Annotated in this window: 24 protein-coding genes; 11 read left to right on the top strand and 13 right to left on the bottom strand. The window is 67.5% G+C overall.

What is annotated here, in order from left to right; genetic code table 11:
* Positions 1-37: 37 nt before the first annotated feature.
* Positions 38-466, bottom strand: a complete 429-nt coding sequence (locus CKW34_RS22170; protein ID WP_059382812.1) for a nuclear transport factor 2 family protein — start codon at positions 464-466, stop codon at positions 38-40.
* 179 nt (positions 467-645) lie between these two features.
* Here CKW34_RS22170 and CKW34_RS22175 point away from each other — a divergent pair, with 179 nt between their 5' ends.
* From CKW34_RS22175 to CKW34_RS22185, 3 genes are all read left to right on the top strand, one after another.
* Complete coding sequence (locus CKW34_RS22175) at positions 646-1,308, top strand: IclR family transcriptional regulator (protein WP_174479635.1); 663 nt, start codon at positions 646-648, stop codon at positions 1,306-1,308.
* 109 nt (positions 1,309-1,417) lie between these two features.
* Positions 1,418-2,923, top strand: coding sequence for a YhgE/Pip domain-containing protein (locus CKW34_RS22180; RefSeq protein WP_059382810.1), 1,506 nt, complete (start codon positions 1,418-1,420; stop codon positions 2,921-2,923).
* A 132-nt stretch (positions 2,924-3,055) separates the two neighbouring features.
* The gene (locus CKW34_RS22185; RefSeq protein ID WP_174479634.1) at positions 3,056-4,621 is read left to right on the top strand and encodes a bifunctional 3'-5' exonuclease/DNA polymerase; all 1,566 of its coding nucleotides are present in this window, start codon (positions 3,056-3,058) and stop codon (positions 4,619-4,621) included.
* Here the strand turns inward: CKW34_RS22185 and CKW34_RS22190 are convergent.
* The 4 genes from CKW34_RS22190 to CKW34_RS22205 are packed head-to-tail and all read right to left on the bottom strand — an operon-like array spanning position 4,594 to position 7,103.
* A complete protein-coding gene (locus CKW34_RS22190) occupies positions 4,594-5,490 on the bottom strand; it encodes a DNA-3-methyladenine glycosylase family protein (RefSeq protein WP_059382808.1) in 897 nt (298 codons plus the stop codon). The genes CKW34_RS22185 and CKW34_RS22190 overlap by 28 nt on opposite strands.
* Positions 5,487-6,083, bottom strand: a complete 597-nt coding sequence (locus tag CKW34_RS22195) for a methylated-DNA--[protein]-cysteine S-methyltransferase (protein WP_059382807.1) — start codon at positions 6,081-6,083, stop codon at positions 5,487-5,489. Before CKW34_RS22195 ends, CKW34_RS22190 begins: the two co-directional genes overlap by 4 nt.
* A complete protein-coding gene (locus tag CKW34_RS22200) occupies positions 6,071-6,586 on the bottom strand; it encodes an RNA polymerase sigma factor (RefSeq protein ID WP_059382806.1) in 516 nt (171 codons plus the stop codon). Before CKW34_RS22200 ends, CKW34_RS22195 begins: the two co-directional genes overlap by 13 nt.
* Positions 6,573-7,103, bottom strand: a complete 531-nt coding sequence (locus CKW34_RS22205; RefSeq protein ID WP_059382805.1) for a methylated-DNA--[protein]-cysteine S-methyltransferase — start codon at positions 7,101-7,103, stop codon at positions 6,573-6,575. The genes CKW34_RS22200 and CKW34_RS22205 overlap by 14 nt, the downstream gene beginning before the upstream one ends.
* A 108-nt stretch (positions 7,104-7,211) precedes the next feature.
* Here CKW34_RS22205 and CKW34_RS22210 point away from each other — a divergent pair, with 108 nt between their 5' ends.
* The gene (locus tag CKW34_RS22210; protein ID WP_059382804.1) at positions 7,212-7,934 is read left to right on the top strand and encodes a hypothetical protein; all 723 of its coding nucleotides are present in this window, start codon (positions 7,212-7,214) and stop codon (positions 7,932-7,934) included.
* A 42-nt stretch (positions 7,935-7,976) separates the two neighbouring features.
* On the opposite strand, the gene CKW34_RS22215 is transcribed toward CKW34_RS22210, so the two are convergent.
* On the bottom strand, positions 7,977-8,597 hold the full coding sequence (locus tag CKW34_RS22215) for a TetR/AcrR family transcriptional regulator (protein ID WP_059382803.1): 621 nt from the start codon (positions 8,595-8,597) through the stop codon (positions 7,977-7,979).
* A gap of 95 nt (positions 8,598-8,692) precedes the next feature.
* Between CKW34_RS22215 and CKW34_RS22220 the strand changes: the two genes are divergently transcribed.
* On the top strand, positions 8,693-10,072 hold the full coding sequence (locus tag CKW34_RS22220) for a cytochrome P450 (RefSeq protein ID WP_059382802.1): 1,380 nt from the start codon (positions 8,693-8,695) through the stop codon (positions 10,070-10,072).
* A gap of 4 nt (positions 10,073-10,076) precedes the next feature.
* Here CKW34_RS22220 and CKW34_RS22225 read toward each other — a convergent pair whose 3' ends face one another.
* From CKW34_RS22225 to CKW34_RS22245, 5 genes are all read right to left on the bottom strand, one after another.
* Entirely contained in the window at positions 10,077-10,811 is a 735-nt protein-coding gene (locus CKW34_RS22225; protein WP_059382801.1) for an SDR family NAD(P)-dependent oxidoreductase, read from the bottom strand.
* Positions 10,808-11,836: a phosphotransferase family protein gene (locus CKW34_RS22230; RefSeq protein ID WP_064059846.1), complete on the bottom strand. Its 1,029-nt coding sequence runs from the start codon at positions 11,834-11,836 to the stop codon at positions 10,808-10,810. Before CKW34_RS22230 ends, CKW34_RS22225 begins: the two co-directional genes overlap by 4 nt.
* Positions 11,833-13,044: an acyl-CoA dehydrogenase family protein gene (locus CKW34_RS22235; protein WP_059382787.1), complete on the bottom strand. Its 1,212-nt coding sequence runs from the start codon at positions 13,042-13,044 to the stop codon at positions 11,833-11,835. Before CKW34_RS22235 ends, CKW34_RS22230 begins: the two co-directional genes overlap by 4 nt.
* A 93-nt stretch (positions 13,045-13,137) precedes the next feature.
* Positions 13,138-13,764, bottom strand: a complete 627-nt coding sequence (locus CKW34_RS22240; protein ID WP_059382786.1) for a TetR/AcrR family transcriptional regulator — start codon at positions 13,762-13,764, stop codon at positions 13,138-13,140.
* A gap of 66 nt (positions 13,765-13,830) precedes the next feature.
* Complete coding sequence (locus CKW34_RS22245) at positions 13,831-14,958, bottom strand: NDMA-dependent alcohol dehydrogenase (protein ID WP_006554686.1); 1,128 nt, start codon at positions 14,956-14,958, stop codon at positions 13,831-13,833.
* Between the two features lie 150 nt (positions 14,959-15,108).
* Between CKW34_RS22245 and CKW34_RS22250 the strand changes: the two genes are divergently transcribed.
* A complete protein-coding gene (locus CKW34_RS22250) occupies positions 15,109-15,549 on the top strand; it encodes an SRPBCC family protein (RefSeq protein WP_059382785.1) in 441 nt (146 codons plus the stop codon).
* Between the two features lie 8 nt (positions 15,550-15,557).
* On the opposite strand, the gene hppD is transcribed toward CKW34_RS22250, so the two are convergent.
* Positions 15,558-16,763, bottom strand: coding sequence for a 4-hydroxyphenylpyruvate dioxygenase (hppD, locus tag CKW34_RS22255; protein ID WP_059382784.1), 1,206 nt, complete (start codon positions 16,761-16,763; stop codon positions 15,558-15,560).
* Between the two features lie 186 nt (positions 16,764-16,949).
* Between hppD and CKW34_RS22260 the strand changes: the two genes are divergently transcribed.
* The 3 genes from CKW34_RS22260 to CKW34_RS22270 all read left to right on the top strand — a co-directional run bounded on the left by CKW34_RS22260 (position 16,950) and on the right by CKW34_RS22270 (position 20,283).
* Positions 16,950-17,459 carry an Lrp/AsnC family transcriptional regulator gene (locus tag CKW34_RS22260; protein ID WP_059382783.1) on the top strand — a complete coding sequence of 170 codons (510 nt, stop codon included), beginning with the start codon at positions 16,950-16,952 and terminating at the stop codon, positions 17,457-17,459.
* 141 nt (positions 17,460-17,600) lie between these two features.
* Positions 17,601-18,854 carry a Glu/Leu/Phe/Val dehydrogenase dimerization domain-containing protein gene (locus CKW34_RS22265; protein WP_059382782.1) on the top strand — a complete coding sequence of 418 codons (1,254 nt, stop codon included), beginning with the start codon at positions 17,601-17,603 and terminating at the stop codon, positions 18,852-18,854.
* Positions 18,847-20,283, top strand: a complete 1,437-nt coding sequence (locus tag CKW34_RS22270) for an amino acid permease (RefSeq protein ID WP_059382781.1) — start codon at positions 18,847-18,849, stop codon at positions 20,281-20,283. Before CKW34_RS22265 ends, CKW34_RS22270 begins: the two co-directional genes overlap by 8 nt.
* Here the strand turns inward: CKW34_RS22270 and CKW34_RS22275 are convergent.
* Entirely contained in the window at positions 20,265-20,681 is a 417-nt protein-coding gene (locus CKW34_RS22275) for a VOC family protein (RefSeq protein ID WP_006554692.1), read from the bottom strand. The two genes, CKW34_RS22270 and CKW34_RS22275, sit on opposite strands and share 19 nt — an antisense overlap.
* 131 nt (positions 20,682-20,812) lie before the next feature.
* On the opposite strand from CKW34_RS22275, the gene CKW34_RS22280 reads away from it, so the two are divergent.
* Positions 20,813-21,427 (top strand): dihydrofolate reductase family protein, encoded by a 615-nt coding sequence (locus tag CKW34_RS22280; RefSeq protein ID WP_059382780.1) that lies wholly within the window; start codon positions 20,813-20,815, stop codon positions 21,425-21,427.
* A 160-nt stretch (positions 21,428-21,587) separates the two neighbouring features.
* Positions 21,588-22,148, top strand: a complete 561-nt coding sequence (locus CKW34_RS22285; RefSeq protein WP_059382779.1) for a TetR/AcrR family transcriptional regulator — start codon at positions 21,588-21,590, stop codon at positions 22,146-22,148.
* Positions 22,149-22,166 lie beyond the last annotated feature (18 nt).

Raw genomic sequence — 22,166 nt, forward strand, 5'->3', positions numbered from 1 at the left:
CCGGAAATGTGGAACGAACAGGAAAGAGATGCGACGGTCAGCTGTCGTCGCGGAAGACGACGCGGCGGGCTATGCGCCATTCGCCGCCGGTGCGCACGACGCGGTCGTCGATGGTGGTGAACCGGACGAGCCTGGATTCGCCGCCACGAACGGTGGCCACGATCTGCAGATAGGCCCGCACACGGAGGGTGTCGTCGTCGACGCGGTAGGTGGCCAGATTCGTGACGACGTGCCGGTGCACTTCCCCTGCAGCCTGCGCGCCGGCGTGGAAACGCTCGGCGAAGGCCGCGAGGTCGTCGGTTCCTGCCACGGGGGCGGGGTAGCTGGGCGAGCAGAACTCGCCGTCGGCGGTGAACGTCTCGGCCCACTCGCGCGCAGAGCCCTCGTCGATGAGGTGGCTCTGCCGCCCGTAGAGCTGGTGGATGTGGGCGAGAACCGCCGCGTCCACGTAGTCGGTCCGTGTCATGTCGTACGAAAACCATCCGTCGTGTGTGCGATAATCGCACTCAGTGTGCGATTAACGGAAATGCTAGGTGTTACAGTTCACAGACGTCAAGGGAGGTAACGGGGGTCATGACACAAATGCGGGATGTACCTGCACAAACGGGGGATCTGGATCTGCCGCGGATCGAGCCGGATGCCGGCATGTCCAAGACACTCCACAACGGTCTCGAGATCCTGGAATTGCTCGCGCGGAACCCTCACGGCCTGTCGGTCAGCGAGATCGCCGAGAGCCTCGACGTACACCGCACGGTCGCCCACCGGCTCGTCCGGACACTCGAGGCGCACCGACTGTGCCGCCGCGACGACCACAAGCGCATCTCGCTGGGCACCGGCCTGGTGACACTGGCCGAATCCGTCGAGCAGGACCTACGGACTCTGGCCCGCCCGATCCTCGAGGACCTCGCCGACAGCGTCGAGGCCACCGCCCACCTCGTCGTCCGCGAGTCCGACACCATGGTGCGCGCGATCATGGTGATCGAACCCCGGCGATCCGATGTCCACATCGCCTTCCGTCCGGGCCAGGTCCATCCGCTGGATCGAGGCTCGGCCGGTCTGGCGATCCTCGGATCCATGCCGCCACGCCCCGACGAGCGCCCGGAGGTGACCCGAGCGCGGCAGACGGGCTATGCGGTCTCTGCCGGCGAGGTCGTATCGACCACTATCGGAATCTCGGCAGCAGTGCCGACCCGTCCCGGGGGTACGCAGGCGGCGATAGGCGTCTCGGTCTTCGACGCCACCGATGAAGCCCGACTCGCGGCGGCCGTGGTCTCTGCGGCGGCGGCTCTCGGCGAGTTGCTCCGGTGACCGATGTCGGAATGAGCGGGGTCGGAGTGACAGATCACGTAGCCCGACTTCGCGTGCATTCGAGCACTCGACACCTCCGACAGCACACACCTGTGTGCACAATCGACAGGTGAGTTCAAACCGGTCGACCACCGATCCGCACCACGGCACCCTGCGCAGCCCCCGCTTCTGGCTCGCGCCCTTCGCTGTCGTCGCAGCGATGATGAGTGCCCTGGCGTACTTCTATCTCGGCGCACTCCTCGATCCGAGCGAGAACCTGAGACAGTTCCCGATGGCCATCGTCAATCAGGACGTCGGCGACGTGCTGCCCGGATCGGACGAGCGACAGAACTTCGGCGACCAGATCACCGAGGGCATCCTCGACGGCATCGATCCCGAGGAGATCGATCTGCAACGGATGGGGATCTCGGCCGCCAACCAGGGTCTCGACGACGGCAGCCTGTACGGCGCGATCGTCATCCCCAGCGACTTCACCAAACGCATTTCGATCCTCGCGCAGGCCTCGGTGGTTCCCGGAGACATCGAGAAACCGATCATCACCCTGTACACGAACCCCCGGACGGGTGCGTTCGCGACGGGCATCGTCACGACGATCGGCGACCGCGCGCTGACCCAGGTGAACGACACGGTCGGGCAGCAGCTCACCGAGACCGTCACCGCGACGCTCGCCGAGTCGGCACCCGACCTGCAATTGTCCGGAGCGAGCAGCCTCGTCCTGGCCCAACCGATCGATGCGCTCACCGTCGAGCACAAGCCGCTGCCCGACGGGACGGGCGCGGGTCTGTCCGCCTTCTTCTACACCCTGCTGCTGATCCTGGCCGGCTTCACCGGCGCCACGATCATCAACGCCGTCGTCGACAGTGCCCTCGGTTTCGTGCCCACCGAATACGGCCCCCTCTACATCGCGCGGGAGACCACCCGGATGTCGCGCCTGCAGGTGCTGGCACTCAAATGGGGCATCACGGTGGTCCTGTCGTTGATCGTCTCGGCGTTGTATCTGTGGATCTCCACCGCACTCGGCATGCCGGCGCCGCGCGCGTTGCTGCTGTGGGAGTACGGGGCACTCGCGATCTCGGCGGTGGGCATCACATCGCTCGCGGTGATGTCGATCTTCGGGGCGGCGGGTCTGCTGGTGAACCTGATCGTGTTCATCGTGCTCGGCCTGCCGTCGTCCGGTGGCACCATTCCGATCGAGGCCACCCCGCGGATGTTCGAATGGTTGTCGACCTTCGAGCCGATGCACCAGATCTATCTCGCGGTGCGGTCCATCCTCTACTTCGACGGACGACCCGACGCCGGGCTCGGCCACGGCGTGACGATGACGATCGTCGGTCTCGTGTTCGGTCTCGTCGTCGGCGCCCTGGTGACGTGGATCTACGACCGCGTCGGCTTCCACCGGGCCGCGGACGCACCCGTGCGTCTGCCGTGGCGGCCGTCGCGACAGCACGATCGGGATTCGGCGGTCGCGACCGACACGGTCCGTTCGGACGACAGCGTGGACACGCGCAAGGACGATCGGGACGATACGGTCGAATCCTCCGGCAGCTCCGAGCATTCGGACGACAGCGACGGGTCCGCGAACGAAATGGGGGACCCCGCCGCGCGTCGGGGGTAGCGGCGGAGTCCCTCCACTACCACGGTAGTGGCGGTTCTCTCGGGGATCGCTCTCGATACGGGTGAATTCAAGGGTGAATCGAGGAGTTACCGCGCGTCGGAGTCTGTCGCCGTGATGGAGCACACTGTATGGGTGCGCACGGTCGTCGTTCCTCATCCTGCGGACGGCCGGGGCCGTCGCGGTGCAAGCATCGTCGTGGTCGACGCATCCGGCGCGCCGCTCGGTCCGGTACGCGAGTACCCCGAATTCGCGGATGCAGTCGCAACGATCGAAGCCGAAGCGCGACCGCGCTGGGTGTGGACCTCGACGGCCACGGTCTATCCCGCGTTACTCCGCGCCGGCGTCCGGGTGCAGCGATGCCACGATCTCGCCACCACAGGCGCCATCCTCGCCGTGCGCGAGGGACTGTCCCCGCCCACTGCGGAGGAACCGGCCGACGAGCGGCCCGGTCTCTTCGACGCGGCACCCGCGATCGACGTCGAGGCGGTGGTCGCGCAGTTCGCCGATCAGCGTCGCCGCATCTCCGGCGATGCTCGCCTCGAGTTGCTCACCGCCGCCGAATCGGCCGGCACGCTCGCAGCGGCCGAGATGGGTTTCGACGGGTTGCCGTTCTCGGCGCAGGCGCATCGTCGCCTCCTCGAGGACACCCTCGGACCGCGCCCGACCGGCTACGACCTGCCGAGCCGCATCGCCGAAGTGGTCGAGGAGGTCAGCGCCGCCTTCGGCCGCCCCGTGAATCCCGCCTCGCACAGCGAGGTACTCGAGGCGTTCCGCCGCGAGGGCATCACCGTCGAGTCGACCCGCAAGCACGTGCTGCAGCGGATCGACCATCCCGCGGTGCCTCTGTTGTTGCGGCACCGTGAGCTGTCGAAGTTGTACAGCACGAACGGCTGGCACTGGCTCGACACCTGGGTCCGCGACGACCGGTTCCGTCCGGTCTACGTTCCCGGCGCTGTTGTGTCGGGCCGGTGGGCGAGTCGCGGCGGTGGCGCTCTGCAGATCCCCAAGGCGCTGCGGTCGAGTGTGATCGCCGATCCGGGCCGGTCGTTCGTCGTCGCCGACGCGGGCCAGCTCGAACCGCGCATCCTGGCGGCGATGTCGGGCGATAGGCGCATGGTCGCGGCTGCCGGTTCGGACGATCTGTACGCCCCGGTCGCTGCGGCGTCCTTCGCCGGCGACCGCGCGAAGGCGAAGGTCGCGGTGCTCGGCGTGCTCTACGGGGCCACGTCGGGCGACGCGCGTGTCCTGCTGACGGTGCTGCGTCGCAGCTTCCCGACCGCGGTCGACTTCGTCGAACGTGCCGCCCGTGCGGGTGAACGTGGCGAGGTGGTGCATTCGTGGTTGGGCCGTGCGTGCCCACCCGCTCCGGAGGGTTTCCACTCGCACGGTGATGCGCATGCGCGGGGCCGGTTCACACGGAACTTCGTCGTGCAGGCCACCGCGGCCGAGTGGGCGCTGTGCGTGCTCGCCGAACTGCGACGGCGACTGACCACCGATCCCGACCCGACCGTCGGCGATCTCGTGTTCTTCCAGCACGACGAGGTCGTGGTGCACACCGGCAATCCGGAACTCGCGTCGTCGCACATCACCGCGTCGGTCGAGGTGGCGACGCGCCTGATGTTCGGCGACACACAGGTTCGTTTCCCGATGGACACGGCCGTGCGCAACGTCTACGCCGAGGATGCGGGCGGCGAGTAGGTGGCATGCGTCCACAGATGCATGACGGCGTAGGCCCGCCACGGCCGCCATTGTTCGGCGCGCTCGGTGGCTTCGCGTGCGCTTTCCACCTGCAGGGCTCGGCGGAGAACGAGGTCGCCGGACGGATAGGCATCGCGGTCGCCGAGCCGTAGGGCCAGATAGTCGACGGTCCACGGTCCGATCCCGGGGAGCGCGAGGAGGTCTGCCCCGAACGAGGGTTGCTCCGGCGCCACCCCGTCGGCCGCGGCCCGTGCCAGTTCGGCGACGGTGCGGGCACGCGACTGCGTCGTGCCGATTACGGCGCGCAGGTCGCTCTGCTCGACGGTCGCGAGTCGGTGCGCCGTAGGGAAGCATCGCAACCCGCCGGGGGCGTCGTCGCCGAACGCCGCGACGAGCCGTCCTGCGAATGTGCATGCCGCCGCGACGCTCACCTGCTGCCCGAGCACCGTCGACACAGCGGTGGCGAACCAGTCGGTGGTGCCGACCACGCGCAGACCCGGATGGGTCTGCACGAGAGGCCCGAGCACGGAATCGGCCTCGAACACCGCGTCGACGACGGACGGGTCGACGCCGAGATCGAGCCACTGACGGACCCTCTCTTCGATCTCCTCGACATCCACACGGCCTGCCGCCTCGACGTGAACCTCGAGATGCCGCACCTCCCCGTGTTTCCCGTCGTCGGGGGTCGCCGGGTCGTCGAACCGGACGGCGATGTGCGCGGCACCGCCGTTCGTGCGGATCGCGCGGTGATGAGTGCCGGTGGTGCTCTCGTGGTGTTCGTAGGCGGGGACGGTGTGGCTTCGCAGCGACGCGAGCATCGGCCCCACCGCAACGGGTTCGGCCACCGGGATCCGGAGGGTGGTGATCATGCCACCGACTCGAGTTGCAGCAGCGCCCTCTTCGCCTCGACTCCCCCGACGTACTGCCCCATGCTGCCGTCGCTGCGCACCACCCGATGGCACGGCACCACCACGGGCAGCGGGTTCTTCGCGCACGCCGTGCCGACCGCCCGCACCGCCCGCGGGCTACCGGCAGCGGCGGCGATCTCGGCGTAGCTCGCCGTGCGCCCGTATTCGATCTCGGGCAGGCGCGTGATCACCTCACGGCGGAACCCGTCGGCGAGACGCAGATCGAGCGGAAGGTCGAAATGCGTCCTCGTACCGGCGAAGTACTCGTCGAGCTGCCGGACCACCGGGTCGAGTCGCCGCGGCGCGTCGAGCACGCGCGGGCTGATCCGGCGGGAGAGTTCGTCGAGCACGGCGTCGGATCCGTCGGCGACGTAGGCGACCCGCACGAGTCCGACGGTGGTGGTGGCCAGCAGGAGCGGACCGACGGGGGTGTCGACGACGCGGAACGCGACATCGAGCAATCCGGCCGCCTCGGCGTCGAGTACGAGCTTCTCCCGCAACCACGCGAGATCGGCCGATCCGACCGAGAGTTGTGGAAAGTTCATGAGCGACATCCTGTTCCGTGTTCGATCCGACGACGCAACGCAGCCCGACCATCGGCCGCCGCGCGACGTGCCGCGGCCGGACTGTTGCCGAGAATCGTGCCGATCTCCGCGTAGGGCAGGCCCCCGACGTAGTGGTAGACCAGCGCCGCGCGCTGCGTGAAGGGAAGCTCGGCGACCGCGCTCCACAGTTCGTCGTCGCCCTCACCGGGATTTCCTGTGGACGACGCGGGTTCGGGAAGGTTCTCGGTGGGCACCGGCGTCCGCCCGCGCACACGGTGGATGTCGACGGCCTTGCGGTGCGCGATGGTCACGAGCCACGCTTCGATGTTGCTGCCCGGTGGCAGGTCGGGATAGGCGCGCAACGCCGCGAGGAAGGTCTCGGACCAGGCGTCGTCGGCGTCGACGGCTCCGAGCAGTGCGCGGCAGACCCGGAGGACCGTCGCGCCGTGACGGGCGACCACCTCCTCGAAAGGAGGCAGGCTCGCCCGCGGTAGGTGATCAGACAGGGACATGGGTATCGCCGGCGACACCGGGCTCGGCGGAACTCAGCACCCGCGCCTCCTGGTCGAGCAGGAAGCGTTTGCGCTCGAGACCACCGGCGTAACCGGTGAGCTTGCCGCTGCTCCCGATGACGCGATGGCACGGGACGATGATGCAGAGCGGGTTACGGGCATTGGCCGCAGCGACCGCCCGTACCGCGGTGGGCCGGCCGAGGGCGAGTGCGATCTCCGAGTAAGTGCGCGTGGTGCCGTACTCGATCGTCGTCAGCGCCTCCCACACCTCGTGTTGGAACGGGGTGCCGACGGGAGCGATGGGGACGGTGAACCGGGTACGGCGACCTGCGAAGTACTCGTCGAACTGGGTGATCGCCTCGTCGAACCCTTCGGTGACCTGCTCGCCGAAACCGGTGCGGTCGGGCGCGGGGTGATGCTCGGCCATGTACACGCCGCTCAGGACGCCGTCGGTGTTCACCAACGTCAGCTCGCCGATCGGCGTGTCGATGACGGTGTGGGTGCGCAATGCGGTCACGGCCTCGATCCTTCCATCCGGTGTGTGCTCTGTACCGGGTAGACGAACGGGACGTCGAAAATGTGAGGTCCGTGATCACGACGATCGGACGTACTGCACTATGACGACATGATCTCGCTGCCTGTGCCCGCGCTCGGACTCTCGGTCGCCGGTTCCATCGTCGACGTCACCCGGACCGTGCTCGGACGCACCCGCGAGACCGCCGAGTTCGCGCTGTCGCTCCCGGCGCGGGTGGAAAGCCTGCTCGGCGAGGCCGAATCGCTCATCGGCTCGGTGGAATCGCTGATCCGCCGCATCGACAGCGTGGTCACCGACGCCACCGACATCGTCGAGGGAGCGTCGGTGGCCGTCGCGCAGGCCACGCAGGTGATCGCCTCGACCATCGGTGTGGTGGAGGAAGCGGCCGATGCGGTCACGCGGGCCACGGAGATCATCGACTCGACAGGCGGGGTCGTGCGCGATGCGACGGTGGTCGCGGCGGACGCGCGGGTCGTCGTCGAATCCGCGGGCCGCAGCACCGACGCCGCCGGGGAACTGCTCGAGACCTACAAGCCCCTCGCCGAACGTGCCGCTCCCCTGGCCACCCAGTTCGTCGAGGAGTTCTCACCGGAAGAACTGCGCGCCGCGATCAAGCTCATCGACCGGCTCCCCGAGATCACCGACCGGGTCGACTCGGTCCTGCCCATCATGGCGACGCTCGACACGGTCTCCCCCGAGATCCACGAACTGCTCCTCGTCGCGAAGGACGTCCGCCAGGCCATCGTGGGCGTGCCCGGCTTCAACTTCCTGCGCCGACGCGGGGAAGAGAAGGAGATCCACGGTGACGATTGACCGCACCGCGGTCGGCGACGATTGACCGCACCGCGGCAGGCTCTACCGGTGTGCCGTCGAGAGGAACTGGTGCGTCGCCGCATCGACGATCTCGTCGGGCGAGATGGTGATCTCGTCGTTCAACCACGCGGTGACCAGTTCGGCCAGACCCCCGACGAACAGCAGTCCGTTGATCTCGCCCCGCTCGGGCGGCCACGCCCGGTCGCCGTACATGCGGGTCGCTTCGTCGGCGACCATCTGGGCGAAACTCCGTAGTGACGCTCGTCTGTGGGTGCGCAGGGGTTCGAAGCCGGCGGACTCGATGAGCGAGACCCGGCCCTTGCGCGGGTCGTCGGTGAGGATCGCGACGAACGACGCGATGGCGTTCCGCACGAGGTCTTCGAGTGTGCCCGTACCCGTGCGGAGGGCGGCGAGTACGGCCTCGCGCACCTCGTCGGCGATCTTGTCGAGAACCTGCTGCAGCAGATCGTCCCTGCTGGTGAAACTCTCGTAGAAGTACCGCTCCGTCAGCTTGGCGTGTGCGCAGATGGCGGTCATGGTGGCGCCGCTCTTCCCCGAGGCCGCGAACAGTTCCAGACCTGCTTCGAGCAGGGCTTCGCGCCGCAGCGCGACACGCTGTTCGCCGCTCAGACCGGCGTAGCGGCGGGACGCGGGGGAAGTCATGGGACCGATCTTGACAGACCCGATCGATGTGACGCAGACTACACCCCAATCTGACAGGGGTTACTGTCAGATGTCCGCAGAACTGGAGGTTCGTCGTGACCCGGATCCTGGCGGTTCCCCCCGCCCACTCCCATCTGCGCCCGGTCCCGGGGCGATCGGGAATACCCGGCATCGGGCACGTCCTCGAATACATCCGCGATCCCCTCGCGATGATGCAGAAGCACTGGGACCGTTACGGCGAGGTCTCCTGCTTCTCGGCGGCCGGCCGACGCTGGATCTCGGTTCTCGGACCCGACGCATGCCAGGAGGTGCTGCAGAACAAGGACCGGGCGTTCGTCAACGGCGACGGCTGGTCGGCACTGATCGGGCCGTTCTTCCACGGTGGCCTCATGCTCCTCGACTCGGAGGAACATCTCCGGCACCGCCGCATCATGCAGCAGGCGTTCACCCGGTCACGCCTCGAGAAGACCGTCGACGCCATGAATCCGTCGATCGCCGAGAAACTCGACAAGTGGGTTCCCACCGACGGATTCCGCGCCTACACGGCACTGAAGACACTCACCCTCGACCTTGCCACCGACATCTTCATGGGCGGCGCCGAGGACTCCACACCGACCGAGATCGAAGCGGTGAAGAAGGCCTTCATCGACTGCGTGCAGGCGGCGACCTCGATCGTCCGGTATCCCGTCCCCGGCACCAGATGGAAGCGCGGACTCGACGGGCGCCGGGTGCTCGAGGACTTCTTCCGGCACTATCTACCGGCACGACGCTCGCGCGAGACGGACGATCTCTTCTCCGTGTTGTGCCACATCGAATCCGAAGCGGGACAACGGTTCAGCGACGACGAGATCGTCGATCACATGATCTTCCTGCTGATGGCCGCGCACGACACGTCGACCATCACGATCTCGACGATGATGCAGTATCTCGGGCAACACCCGCAGTGGCAGGACCGGTGCCGGGCCGAGTCGCTCGCGCTGGGCACCGCCGCACCGAGTCACGCCGATCTCGACGCGCTCGGCAGCCTCGATCTAGTGATGAAGGAATGCCTCCGGCTGGTCTCCCCGGTCCCGGTCCTGGCGCGACGGGCCGTGCGCGACACCGAGGTCCGAGGACACTTCGTGCCGGCCGGCACGTATGTCTCCGTGGCACCGCACTTCACGCACCACATGCCGGAGTACTGGCCGGAGCCCGAACGTTTCGACCCCGAACGCTTCGCGGAGCATCGACGCGAGGACAAGGTGCACCGCTACGCGTGGGAGCCGTTCGGCGGGGGCGTCCACAAGTGCCTCGGCATGCACTTCGCCGGGGTCGAGGTCAAAGCGATCGTCCATCAACTGCTTCTGCGCTTCGAGTGGCACGTCGACCCCGGCTACCTCGCCCCGCTCGACTTCACGTCGTTGCCGTTCCCGTCCGACGGGCAGCCGGTCGACCTGCGACTGCGGTCGACCGACCCCGACCGTCAGGCCGTGTAGAGAGTCAGGCGGAGTAGAGACCTGCGCCCGCGCGGCTGAGCACGAGCTTGGGCACCACGGCCCGCGACGACAACTTGAGCAGCGCGTCGACGATCTCGACGACGTCGTTCACCTCGATCATGGACTCGGCCGGGATCTTGTCCTTGATCCAGTCGGACATGTCGGTGTCGACGTAGGCGGGGGCGAGCGCCGACGCCGAGATGCCGTTGCCGGACTCCTCGGCGTTGAGCGTCTCCACCAGCGAGATCAACGCGGCTTTCGTCGCACCGTAGGCGGCGAGACCGGCCTCGGCGTAGACACCCGTGATCGACGAGAGCGCAACGATCTTCGATCCGCGGGCCGGATCGTTCTCCGCTTCGGCGCGCAGCAACGGCAGCGACGCCTGGATGAGCGCGAACGGAGCGTTGAGATTCACGGCAACCGTCTTGTCGAACCGCCGGGCCGGGAACTCGGCGATCGGGCCTGCCGTGCCGACACCTGCATTGAGGATCAGCGCCTTCATAGAACCGAACGCCTCGCGATGCGTCTCCACGACGCGGGCGGTGGCTTCCGGATCGGCGAGATCGGCGGCGACAGCGCGCACCTCCTTGGCGCCCGCTTCCCGCAGACGCTCGGCGACACTCTCGAGGCGTTCCGCTCCGCGGGCGCTGATCGTCAGCGCGTAGCCGCGTTCGGCAAGGCGGGTTGCGATACCGAGGCCGATTCCCCTCGAGGCTCCGGTCACGAGCGCGCTGGTCACGCGTGTGCTCCCTTCAGTGCTGCGAGTCCTGCTGCCACCAGGTCCGGCACGGCTTCACCGGCACGGTCGAAACCGTCGCCGATGGTCGCACCGGCACGCCACCGATGGTTGATGCCCTCGGCGATGACGGCGAGCTTGAGGTAGGCCAGACCCATGTAGAAATTCCAGTTGGCGATGTCGCGACCCGACGCAGTGGCGTAGCGCTGCACCAGGTCGTCCGCCGCCGGCAGGCGGTCGCTCGACCATGCCGCCGGAAAGCCCAGGATGTCGTCGAGCGCCGGATGCCGGTACACGCACATCATGGCGAGATCGGTGAGCGGGTCGCCGAGGGTGGACAGTTCCCAGTCCACCACGGCGACGACGCGTGCCGGGTCGTTCGGGTCCAGGATGGTGTTGTCGATGCGGTAGTCGCCGTGCACGATCGACGGAGCGGGCGATTCCGGAATCGACCCGGCGAGCGCGGCGTGCAGCCGTTCGAGGTCCGGCAGTTCGCGGGTCTTCACCCGGCCCCACTGGCTCGCCCACAGCTTCACCTGCCGGGTCACGTAGCCGTCCGGCCGGCCCAGTCCCCCGAGACCGACGGCCTCGAAGTCGACGTTGTGCAACTCGGCGATGATGCGCACGAGTTCACCGACGCAGCGGTCGATCTCGTCGTCACCGAGCGCATCGAGGTCGGCCTTGCTGCGCACCACACGTCCGTCGACGAATTCGACGACGGTGAACGGCGCACCCATCACCGAGTCGTCCTCGCACTGGACGACGGTGGGCGCGACCGGCACACCGGTGCCCTTCAGTGCCGACGTGATGCGGAACTCTCGGGCGACGTCGTGCGCCGACGGGGTCAGACCCGTGGTCGGAGGGCGACGCAGCACCCAGTGGGACTTCTCGTCGAGCAGCCCGTAGGTGAGGTTGGACTTGCCGCCCGAGATGAGCTCCGCCCGAAGTTCACCCTGAACGGTCACGCCGGAATCGGCGAGGAAGCGCTCGAGGACGGCGAGGTCGAGTCCCTCGTGCACAGCGGTCATTTCGCGGCCTCGCGGGCTGCCTTGCGGACGGCGCCGACGGCACGCTTGGCGATGGCCCAGCGGTGAACCTCGGACGGGCCGTCGTACACGCGGAACGGCCGGACCTCGCGGGTGAGGCGTGCGATCGGAAGGTCTTCGGAGACACCGAGACCGCCGCACATCTGAGCGGAGCGGTCCACGATGCGGAAGATCGCCTCGGCGGCGAAGGTCTTGGCGATCGACGTGGCGTTCGAGGCGTGCGAACCCTGGTCGAGTTCCCAGCACGCCTGCACGAGCAGTGCGCGGGTCGCGGCGATGTCGATCTCGTTGTCGGCGATCATCTTCTGGATCATGCCGAGATCGCCGAGGCGGGAGCCGAATCCTTCACGCTCCGCGACGTAGCGGACGGCGGTGTCGTGACCGCGGCGGGCGGCGCCGAGCCAGCGCATCACGTGCGTCATGCGGGCGGGGCCGAGACGCACCTGCGCGTAGGCGAAGCCCTGATCGACCTCGCCGAGCACGGCGGAGTCGGGGACGAACAGGTCCTCGAAATCGACCTCGCAGTGACCACCGATCATGGAGCGGTCGAGGGTGTTGATGTGGCGGCCGACCTTCAGGCCCGCGGTGTCGGCGGGGGCGAGGAACATCGTGGCGCCGCCGCGCTGACCGGGCTCGCCCGAGGTGCGGGCCATGATGATGAAGAATCCGGCACCGTCGGCACCGGTGATGAAGTGCTTGCGGCCGTTGATCTTCCAGCCACCGGAGACCTTCTCGGCGCGCGTGTTCAGAGCGTTGGGGTCGGCGCCGGCACCGGGGGCGGGCTCGGTCATCGCGAAGGCCGAGCGCACGTCACCGGCGGCGAGGGGCGCGAGGAACTGCTGCTTCTGCTCGTCGCTGGCGATGTGCGCGAGCATGTGCACGTTGCCCTCGTCGGGGGCGGCGATGTTGAGCGCGGTGGGGCCGAAGAGCGAGTAGCCCGCGGCCTCGAAGACCGGGGCGCGGTCGGACATGTTCAAGCCGTGGCCGCCGTATTCGACGGGCGCGTGCGGAGCGAAGACACCGGCAGCCTTGGCGGCCTTCTGCAGATCCGCCCGGATCGCGTCGCCACCGGCCGCGGTGATGTCGCCACCGTGGGCGTCCTCGACGGGAAGCACCTCGTCGCGGATGAACTGCTCGGTCCGCGCGATGAGGTCCCGGACGTGATCCGAGTAGGACAGGTCGACCGTCATGCTGAGCTCCTTCCGTACCGACCGATCGATCGCTCGGTCGAGTTCACGGTGGCATATCCCCGCCATCGGGTCAAGCCCGGAAGGGGTGCTCGGCTACCTCGCTCCGACCGCGTTCCGCGCGACCTGCAGGTAGCGGTGCACGATCTCGTCCGGCGACAGCGAACCGTCCGGCCGGTACCAGCTCGCCACCGCGACGCACATCGTCGTCACGGCGCGACTGGCGTCCTTCGGATAGGGCGTGGAGAAGGTGCCGTCGGCGACACCGGCCTCGACGATCTCGTCGATCATGCGCTGCTGCTCGTCGCGCAGGGCGACGAATGCACGGCGGGCCTCGGGTTCCATGCTGCGCATCTCGGTCGACGCCACGAACGCCTGATCGCGGCGGAACATGTGGAAGCGCAGCAGCGACTCGACGACGGCGTCGAACTTCTCGGAGGGGGTGGGTCCGGCGTCGGCGATCGCCTGCCGGCTGCGGGCGAGCAGGTCGTGCAGCACGGTGGTCGTGAGCGAGACGAGCAGCGCCTGCTTCGAGGGGTAGTGGTGGTACAGACCCGGCACCGACAGACCGGACCGCGACGCGACCTCGCGGATGGACGTGCCGTCGTAACCGCGTTCGGCGAACGCCTCGAGTGCAGCGGCGAGCGGCTTCGGCAGGTCGGTCGGGCCGTAGTCCCGCCAAGAGCCGACGTCGCCGGAAACCGAATCCTCACGCGTGTCCATGCTCAACACCGTAAGGGACGGCTCCGGCGACCTCGGCGCTCGCAGGATCAACAGCCGCTCTCAGGATCAGTAGTCGTCCTCGCCGTAGAGGACGAGGCCGCGGAGGTTCTTGCCGGCGTGCATGTCGGCGTAGCCCTCGTTGATGTCCTCGAGCTTGTAGGTCTTGGTGACGAGGTTGTCGAGATCGAGCTGCCCGTTCCGGTACAGCTCGAGCAACTTGGGGATCTGCGAGCGCGGACCGGTGCCACCGAAGATGGCCCCTTGCAGACGCTTCTGCAGCAGCGTCAGCTCGAACAGGCTCATCGTCACCTGCGAGTCGGTGGCGTGACCCATGCCGACGACCACGACCTGGCCACCCTTCGCGGTGAGACCGAGTGCGGGGCCGATGATGTCGCCGGTGATCTCGCCGACGGTGATGACGGTGACGTTGGCCATCTGACCCCAGGTGATCTCACCGATCACCGGTGCGGCCTCCTCGATCGACGCGAAGACATGCGTCGCGCCGAACTCCTTGGCCTTCTGCCGCTTGAACTCGACCGGGTCGATCGCGACGACGAACCGCGCCCCGGCGTGCGCCGCTCCCTGGACGGAGTTGATGCCGACACCGCCGACACCGATGACGACTACGGTGTCGCCGAGCTTGGTGCCGCCGATCTCGGTGGCCGAACCCCAGCCGGTCGCGACACCGCATCCGAGCAGGGCCGCCTTCTCGAGCGGGATGTCCTTCTCGATCTTGATGACCGACGCCTCGTTGACCGTGACGTACGGCGCGAACGTGCCGAGCAGGCACATCTGCAGCACCGGGTCGCCGTTCAGCGTCGCGCGGTAGGTCTTGTCGGAGATCGCCTGACCGGTGAGCAGGCCGGCACCCTCGTCGCAGATGTTCTGCATGCCCTTGGCGCAGGCCCGACAGCGGCCACAGGCGGGGATGAACGCGAGGACGACGTGGTCGCCCTCTTCGAGACCCCGTACTCCCGGGCCCACCTTGGTGACCACGCCCGCGCCCTCGTGACCACCGAGGACCGGGAAGGAGGGAAGCGGTGTCGCCCCCGAGCGCAGATGCTCGTCGGAATGGCACAGACCCGAGGCCGCGAGGCGGATCTGCACCTCACCTGCGACGGGATCGCCGAGATCGATCTCCTCGATCTCCCACGGCTGGTTGATTCCCTTGACGACTGCTGCCTTCGTCTTCACCCGAGCCTCCTGAACCGAAAGTGTGTGTGACGTGCGTCACGGCATTGAAACACTTATCGGACGTTAGAGCAACGGGTTCGAACCTCTTCCGGAGCGCGCAGTTACCCGCTACATTGAGTAACAGACAACTTCTCGTGAAGGGCTCCAGCCATGATTCACGTCCGCCACAGCGCCGTCGCAGACATCCCTGTCGACCTCGCGTTCTCCTACGTCGACGACTACCGGAACGTCCCCGACTGGATGTTCGGGGTGGCCCGTTTCCAACCCGTGGGCGAGCAGGTCTCCGGTCTCGGTGCCGTCTACGACTCGACTATGCGGATCGGCCCCAAGGATCTCGACTCGCGCGTGGAAGTCGTCGAATGGGAACGCAATCGCGTGATCGTCCTCGACTCGATCGCCGGATTCCGCGCCGCGTCGTCGTGGACCTTCACGGACCTCGGCGACGCGACGCGGCTCGACGTCGATTTCGGTTACCGGCTGCCCGGCGGGATCGCCGGCCGCACACTCGGCATGCTCATCGAACCGATTGTGGGAACAGCGATCCGGCAGACCGAGCACGCGTTGCGTACGCGGCTCGGTCAGCTCGTCTAGGACCGGAATCAGAAGTTGCCGCGCGCGGCCTGCTCCCGCTCGATCGCCTCGAACAGCGCCTTGAAGTTGCCCTTGCCGAAGCCGAGCGAGCCGTGGCGCTCGATCAGCTCGAAGAACACGGTCGGGCGGTCGCCGACGGGCTTGGTGAAGATCTGCAGCAGGTAGCCGTCCTCGTCGCGGTCGACCAGGATGCCCCGCTTCTTCAGTTCCTCGATCGGCACCCGGACCTCACCGATGCGGGCGCGCAGCTCCGGATCGTCGTAGTACGCATCGGGAGTCGCGAGGAACTCGACGCCCTCCTCGCGCAACTGGTCGACCGCGGTGAGGATGTCGTTGGTCGCCAGGGCGAGATGCTGGGCGCCCGGTCCGCGGTAGAAGTCGAGGTACTCGTCGATCTGCGAACGCTTCTTCGCGATGGCGGGTTCGTTGAGCGGGAACTTCACGCGGTGGTTGCCGTTGCACACCACCTTGCTCATGAGCGCCGAGTAGTCGGTGGCGATGTCGTCGCCGATGAACTCCGCCATGTTCGTGAAACCCATGACGCGGTTGTAGAAGTCGACCCACTCGTCCATGCGTCCGAGTTCGACGTTGCCGACGACGTGGTCGAGCGCCTGGAAGATGCGCTTGGGCGCACCCTCGCGCTTGCGGTAGGTCGAGGTGCGCTCGACGTAGCCGGGCAGGTACGGGCCGTTGTAGCGCGACCGGTCGACGAGCGTGTGCCGCGTGTCGCCGTAGGTCGCGATGGCGCCGATGCGGACGACACCGTTCTCGTCGCTGATCTCGTAGGGCTCCTCGAGGACGGTCGCCCCCTGCTTGCGGGCGTGCTCGATGCACTTGTCGACATCCGGGACCTGCAGGGCGATGTCGACGACGCCGTCACCGTGGAGTCGGTGGTGCTCGATCAGCGGGCTGTCCGGATCCACCGCACCCTTGATCACGAATCGCACGGCGCCGCTGCGCAGTACGTAGGCGTGATGGTCGCGGTTGCCGGTGGTGGGTCCCGAGTAGGCGATGAGTTCCATGCCGTAGGCGGACTGGTAGTAGTGCGCCGTCTGCGTGGCGTTTCCGACCACCCACACCACGGCGTCCCAGCCGCTGACGGGGAAGGGGTCCCGTTCGCTGTCGTACTCCACGAGACCGACCAGGCGCCGGAGCTCCTCGGCGTCGAGCTGAGCGAGTCGTTCGCTGTCGGTCAGGGTGTATTCCAGAGTCATCGCTGCAACCTCCTGCCGCTCACTGCGGCACAGTCGTTGTGTCGTGTGTCACCAGGAGAAACCCACCCGTCGGTGCGACGCAACGTCGCCTTCGGCAACTGGGCCGACTGACTGGAATCCGCCGGAATCCGCACGCTCACCTATACAATCGGACTAGTTTTCGGCGCTCGATGGGAAGGAACCGCGATGCGCGAGCCCGTGCAGCTGGACGAATTGGATTTCGCTCTCCTCGAGGCCCTGCACGCCGACCCGAAGATCGGCGCGCTCGAGCTGTCCCGTCGACTGAAGGTCGCGCGTGCCACCGTCTCGGCCCGCCTGCGACGCCTCGAGGACACCGGGGTGATCGCCGGCTACGAACCCCGGATCAACCTCGCCGCAGCAGGTTTCGATGTGCAGGCGTTCGTGACGATGGAGATCGTGCAGGGCGCGCTCGAAGACGTCACCGAGGTCCTCGAAGGCATCCCCGGGGTGCTCGAAGCGTTCGCCACCACCGGCGCGGGCGACGTGCTGTGCCGGATCGGGGCCGAATCGCATCTCGGCCTCCAGCAGACCCTCATCGAGCTGAACCGCTCCTCGATCGTCGCGCGGTCCACGAGCGTGATGGTGCTGTCGGAAGTGGTGCACTACCGGGCGATGCCGCTGCTCCGCACCCTCGAGCCGGAACGATCCGCGAAGGCACCGGCCTACCGCCGCTGAGCCGATCACGTCCACAATCCGTCTCCGACTAGCCGGATTGCACAGAAAAACGCGCTTCGGGCATCCGGACCCTCCGCACGCTGCACAGTTCGCCGAAGCACAGTTGCGCGGCATTTGTTACTGCCGTCACAGTCTTTCGCCATGAAGAACCTGCTGACGCGATTCGAAGAAAAAGCCCCCGAGATCGTCTTCGAGTGGCACGACACCGAGACCACCGCCCGGGGCTGGGTCGTCATCAACTCGCTGCGGGGCGGCGCGGCCGGCGGCGGCACCCGCATGCGCCGTGGCCTGGACCGACGCGAGGTCGAGTCGCTGGCGAAGACCATGGAGATCAAGTTCACCGTCTCCGGACCCGCGATCGGCGGCGCCAAGTCCGGCATCGATTTCGATCCGTCCGACCCCCGCAAGGAGGGCGTGCTGCGCCGCTGGTTCGCAGCCGTCACTCCCCTGCTGCGCGCCTACTACGGCACCGGCGGCGACCTCAACGTCGACGAGATGAACGAGGTCGTTCCGCTCACCGAGTCCAACGGCCTGTGGCACCCGCAGGAAGGTGTCGTCAACGGACACTTCGGCAAGGACGAGCGACAGCGCATCCAGCGGGTGGGCCAGCTGCGACTCGGCGTCGCGAAGGTCGTCGAGGACGCGCGGTTCACCCCCGCCACCAGCACGAAATACACTGTCGCCGATCTGATCACCGGTTACGGCGTCGCCGAGTCGGTCCGCCACCACCAGCTCGTCTACCGGGGCACCGACCTCGCCGGCAAGCGCGTCGTGGTGCAGGGCTGGGGCAACGTCGGAGCTGCCGCTGCCTACTATCTCGCCCAGGCCGGCGCCTCGATCGTGGGCATCATCGACCGCGACGGCGGCATCCTCGCACCCGAGGGTCTGTCCTTCGACGAGGTCCGCACCCTGCTGCTCGAGCGCGACGGCAACGCCCTGCGCAGCGACCGCATGATCCCCTTCGAGGAGGTGAACGCCCGCATCTGGGATCTCGGAGCCGAGATCTTCCTGCCCTGCGCCGCGAGCCGCCTCGTCACCCGCGAGCAGGTCGACCGCATGGTCGCCGCGGGACTCGAGTCGATCGCCTCCGGCGCCAACGTCCCGTTCGCCGACGACGAGATCTTCTACGGCCCCACCTACGAGCACGCCGACAAGTCCGTCGCCGTGATCCCCGACTTCATCGCCAACTGCGGCATGGCCCGGGCCTTCGCCCAGCTCATGGAGGGCGACGTGGAGGTCTCCGACGCCGCGATCTTCGGCGATGTGTCCACCACCATCGAGACGGCACTGCGCCGCTGCCACGACCGGTCGACCGAGCTCACCGGGCTCGCCGCGACCGCCTTCGAGATCGCACTGGACCAGCTGGTCCCGGCCGGGGAGCGCATCGATGACTGACACCCTGGCTCGCGCGACGACGACCGGCGCCCAGAGCACTGCCGGCCTGCATCGCGCCATGCGGCCCCGCCAGCTCGTCATGATGAGCCTCGGTGGCGCCATCGGGGCCGGCCTGTTCGTCGGGTCGGGGGCGGGTATTGCCGTCGCCGGCCCGGCGATCCTGATCTCGTTCCTCGTCGCAGCCGTGCTCGTCGTGTTCGTGATGCGCATGATGGGTGAGATGGCCGCGGCCAACCCCGCCAGCGGCGCCTTCTCCGAACACACCGAGAACGCCCTCGGTCCTGTCGCGGGCCGGACCATCGGGTGGTTGTACTGGGTCCAGGTCATCATCGTGATCGCCGCGGAGGCCACCGGCGCTGCCGCGATCACCGCGGTGGCACTGCCCGGGATCCCCCAGTGGGCGTCCGCGCTGTTCTACATGATCGCGCTGACGGGCGTGAACCTCGTCGGGGTGCGCCGCTTCGGCGAGGTCGAATTCTGGTTCGCCGCAATCAAGATCGCTGCGATCCTCGGGTTCCTGGTGATCGGTGTCGCGATGATCGCCGGGTGGATGCCCACCTTCGAGACGACCGGCTTCTCCAATCTCACGGCGCACGGCGGATTCGCCCCCACCGGCATCGCCGGTATCGCCGCCGGCCTGCTCATCGTCGTCTTCGCGTTCGGTGGCACCGAGATCATCGCGATCGCCGCCGCGGAGACCGCCGATCCGCGGCGTAACGTGGGCCGCGCGGTGCGCACCCTGGTGTGGCGCATCCTCGTGTTCTACATCGGGTCGGTGCTCGTGATGGTGACGATCCTGCCGTGGACCTCCGAGGATCTCGCGACCGGTCCGTTCGTCGCCGTGCTGCAGGCCGGGGCCGTCCCGGGCGCAGCCGCCGTGATGACCGTGATCGTCGTGGTCGCACTGCTCTCGTCGCTCAACGCGATGCTGTTCAGCGCTTCCCGGATGATCTTCTCGCTGTCGCACCGCGGATCCGCGCACCCCGTCTTCGGGCGACTGTCGTCCAACGGCGTTCCCCGCAATGCGGTGCTCGCCTCGGTGGCGTTCGGCTTCGTCACGGTCGGATTGAACTATCTCTACCCCGACCGGGTGCTGCCGCTGCTGCTCAACGCCGTCGGCTCCACGATCCTGGTGCTGTGGACGTTCGTCGCGGTCTCGCACCTCGTGCTCCGTCGTCGCGCACGCCGCAACGGCACCGAGGATGCACTGCCGCTGAAGATGTGGGGCTTCCCGTACCTGTCGTACGCGACGCTCGGTCTGCTCGCCGGCATCGCGGTGCTCGCCCTGTTCGACGCCGCTGCCCGCACGCAGCTGCTCGCGACCGGCGCGTTGACCGCAGCGATCGCCGGTACCTGCACGGTGCTGGCACGGCGACGCGCTGCGGCCGAGACGGCTCGGGTCGAGACGGTTCAGGAACGCCAACCGTAAGGACGCGTGATTATCTCCATGAAGTGACCGGCGGGGTCGAGGAAGTAGGTTCCTCGACCCCCGTCGTTTCTGTTGATGCCGTGCGCCGACTGCCGGGGGTCGGCCCAGTGTTCGATCTTCTGCTCGAGGATCCGGGCATAGATCTCGTCGAACTCCTCCTCCGACACCAGGAATGCGTAGTGCTGCGGCGGATACTCCACGTCCGGTGGCGGTTCGGCGAAATCGAGAGTGACGCCGTTGGCGAGTTCGACGGCGAGGAAGTGCCCGGCGGGCACCGGGTCGGGCAGCCCGAACAGGGTGGTGAGGAAGTAGGCCGAATGCTGCTTGTCGTCGGCCGCAACGATGGTGTGGTTGAACGCAATACTCAAGGAGAACTCCTTGTGGTCCCGCGCCTCCATGCCTGACGCAGTCCGTCATCGACACGCGACGCTGCGTCCAGAGATACCTTCCGTGCCGGAGGGATGCAAGCGATGAGTTCTCCGCGCTTCCCGGGTCTGTATTCGGCGACAACCTTCGAAAGGGGACGACGATGAAGCTCACGGTGACGACCTTCGTATCGGCCGACGGTGTGGCCCAGGGACCGGGCGGCCCCGATGAGGACCGCAGCGACGGCTTCGAACGCGGCGGTTGGGTAGTGCCACTGTTCGACGAGGACACCGGCAAGTTCATCGACGAGGTGTTCTCGAAGGTCGATGCGTTCCTGCTGGGCCGGAACACCTACGACGTCTTCGCTGCGTCGTGGCCGAACTCGACCGATCCCGACGATCCGGTCGCCCGTGCACTCAACACCCTCCCGAAGTACGTCGCCTCCACGACGCTCACCGACCCGAAGTGGCAGAACACCACCGTCCTCGAGGGCGACGTGCCCACCGCGGTCGCGGAACTGAAGAAGCAGCCGGGACGGGAACTGCAGGTGCACGGCAGCATCCGTCTCGTCCACACCCTCTTCGAACACGATCTCGTCGACGAGTACCGCCTTATCACGTTCCCGGTCGTCCTCGGTCAGGGGCGGCGGCTGTTCCCCACCGGGGGTCGCGACACGAAGTTCGATCTCGTCGAATCGCGCACCACCTCGTCCGGTATCGCCATCACCGTGTACCGGCCGGCAGGACGACCCGAGTACGGACTCGCCGAAGTCGAGTGACCCGAAGTACGAGCCGATCTGTATCGAGAGCTGCTCCGGCTCGCCTGCCGCATCATCTGTTCGAGACGGCTACGGACCTCGTTCCGGAACGGTCGGCCGGGGCCCGCTCTTGGGGGCCGGTCAAGATAGCATCGGGGCGGGAACTAGGTCAGGACTGGAGATGCCCCGCAACAGACGTCCGCAGGATCGGGAAGAGAAACGCGCAGAGATCGTGGTAGCCGCCCGGCGGTTGTTCGTCGAGGAAGGATACGACGCGGCATCGATGACGCGGATCGCCCGTGACGCCGGAGTCGTGTCGAACACGCTGTACTGGTACTTCCAGGACAAGGACTCGATATTGATCGCGGTCCTGGATGCGGTTCTGGCCGACTCGATGGCCTCCTACAGCGAGATACTGGGCTCGGGCCTGGCCGATCGACTCTTGTGGTTGGTCGAAGAATTGGAACAGCTGGGGCGGTTGGTGAGCACGGTGCACACACGCGCCGAGAAGTCCGCGTCCGTTCAGCAATGGCACGAGCAGTTCCACACGCTGGCCGAAGGGTTGTTCCGGGCAGAGCTGATCGAACTCGGCGTGCCCGCAGACGAAGTCGATCCGCTGGTAGCGATCGGCGTTTTCGTGGTCGAGGGCTTGCTGATGCACCCGACGGATCAGGCTCAGCGGCGCGCGGTGATCGAGACGTTGCTCAGCAGCGCTCGCAGTCGTGCCGCAGCCACCGGCTGAGCACCCGGTCTTCGTCCG

Origin of the sequence: Rhodococcus rhodochrous, assembly GCF_900187265.1 — a bacterium.
GTDB classification, from domain to species: Bacteria; Actinomycetota; Actinomycetes; order Mycobacteriales; family Mycobacteriaceae; genus Rhodococcus; species Rhodococcus rhodochrous.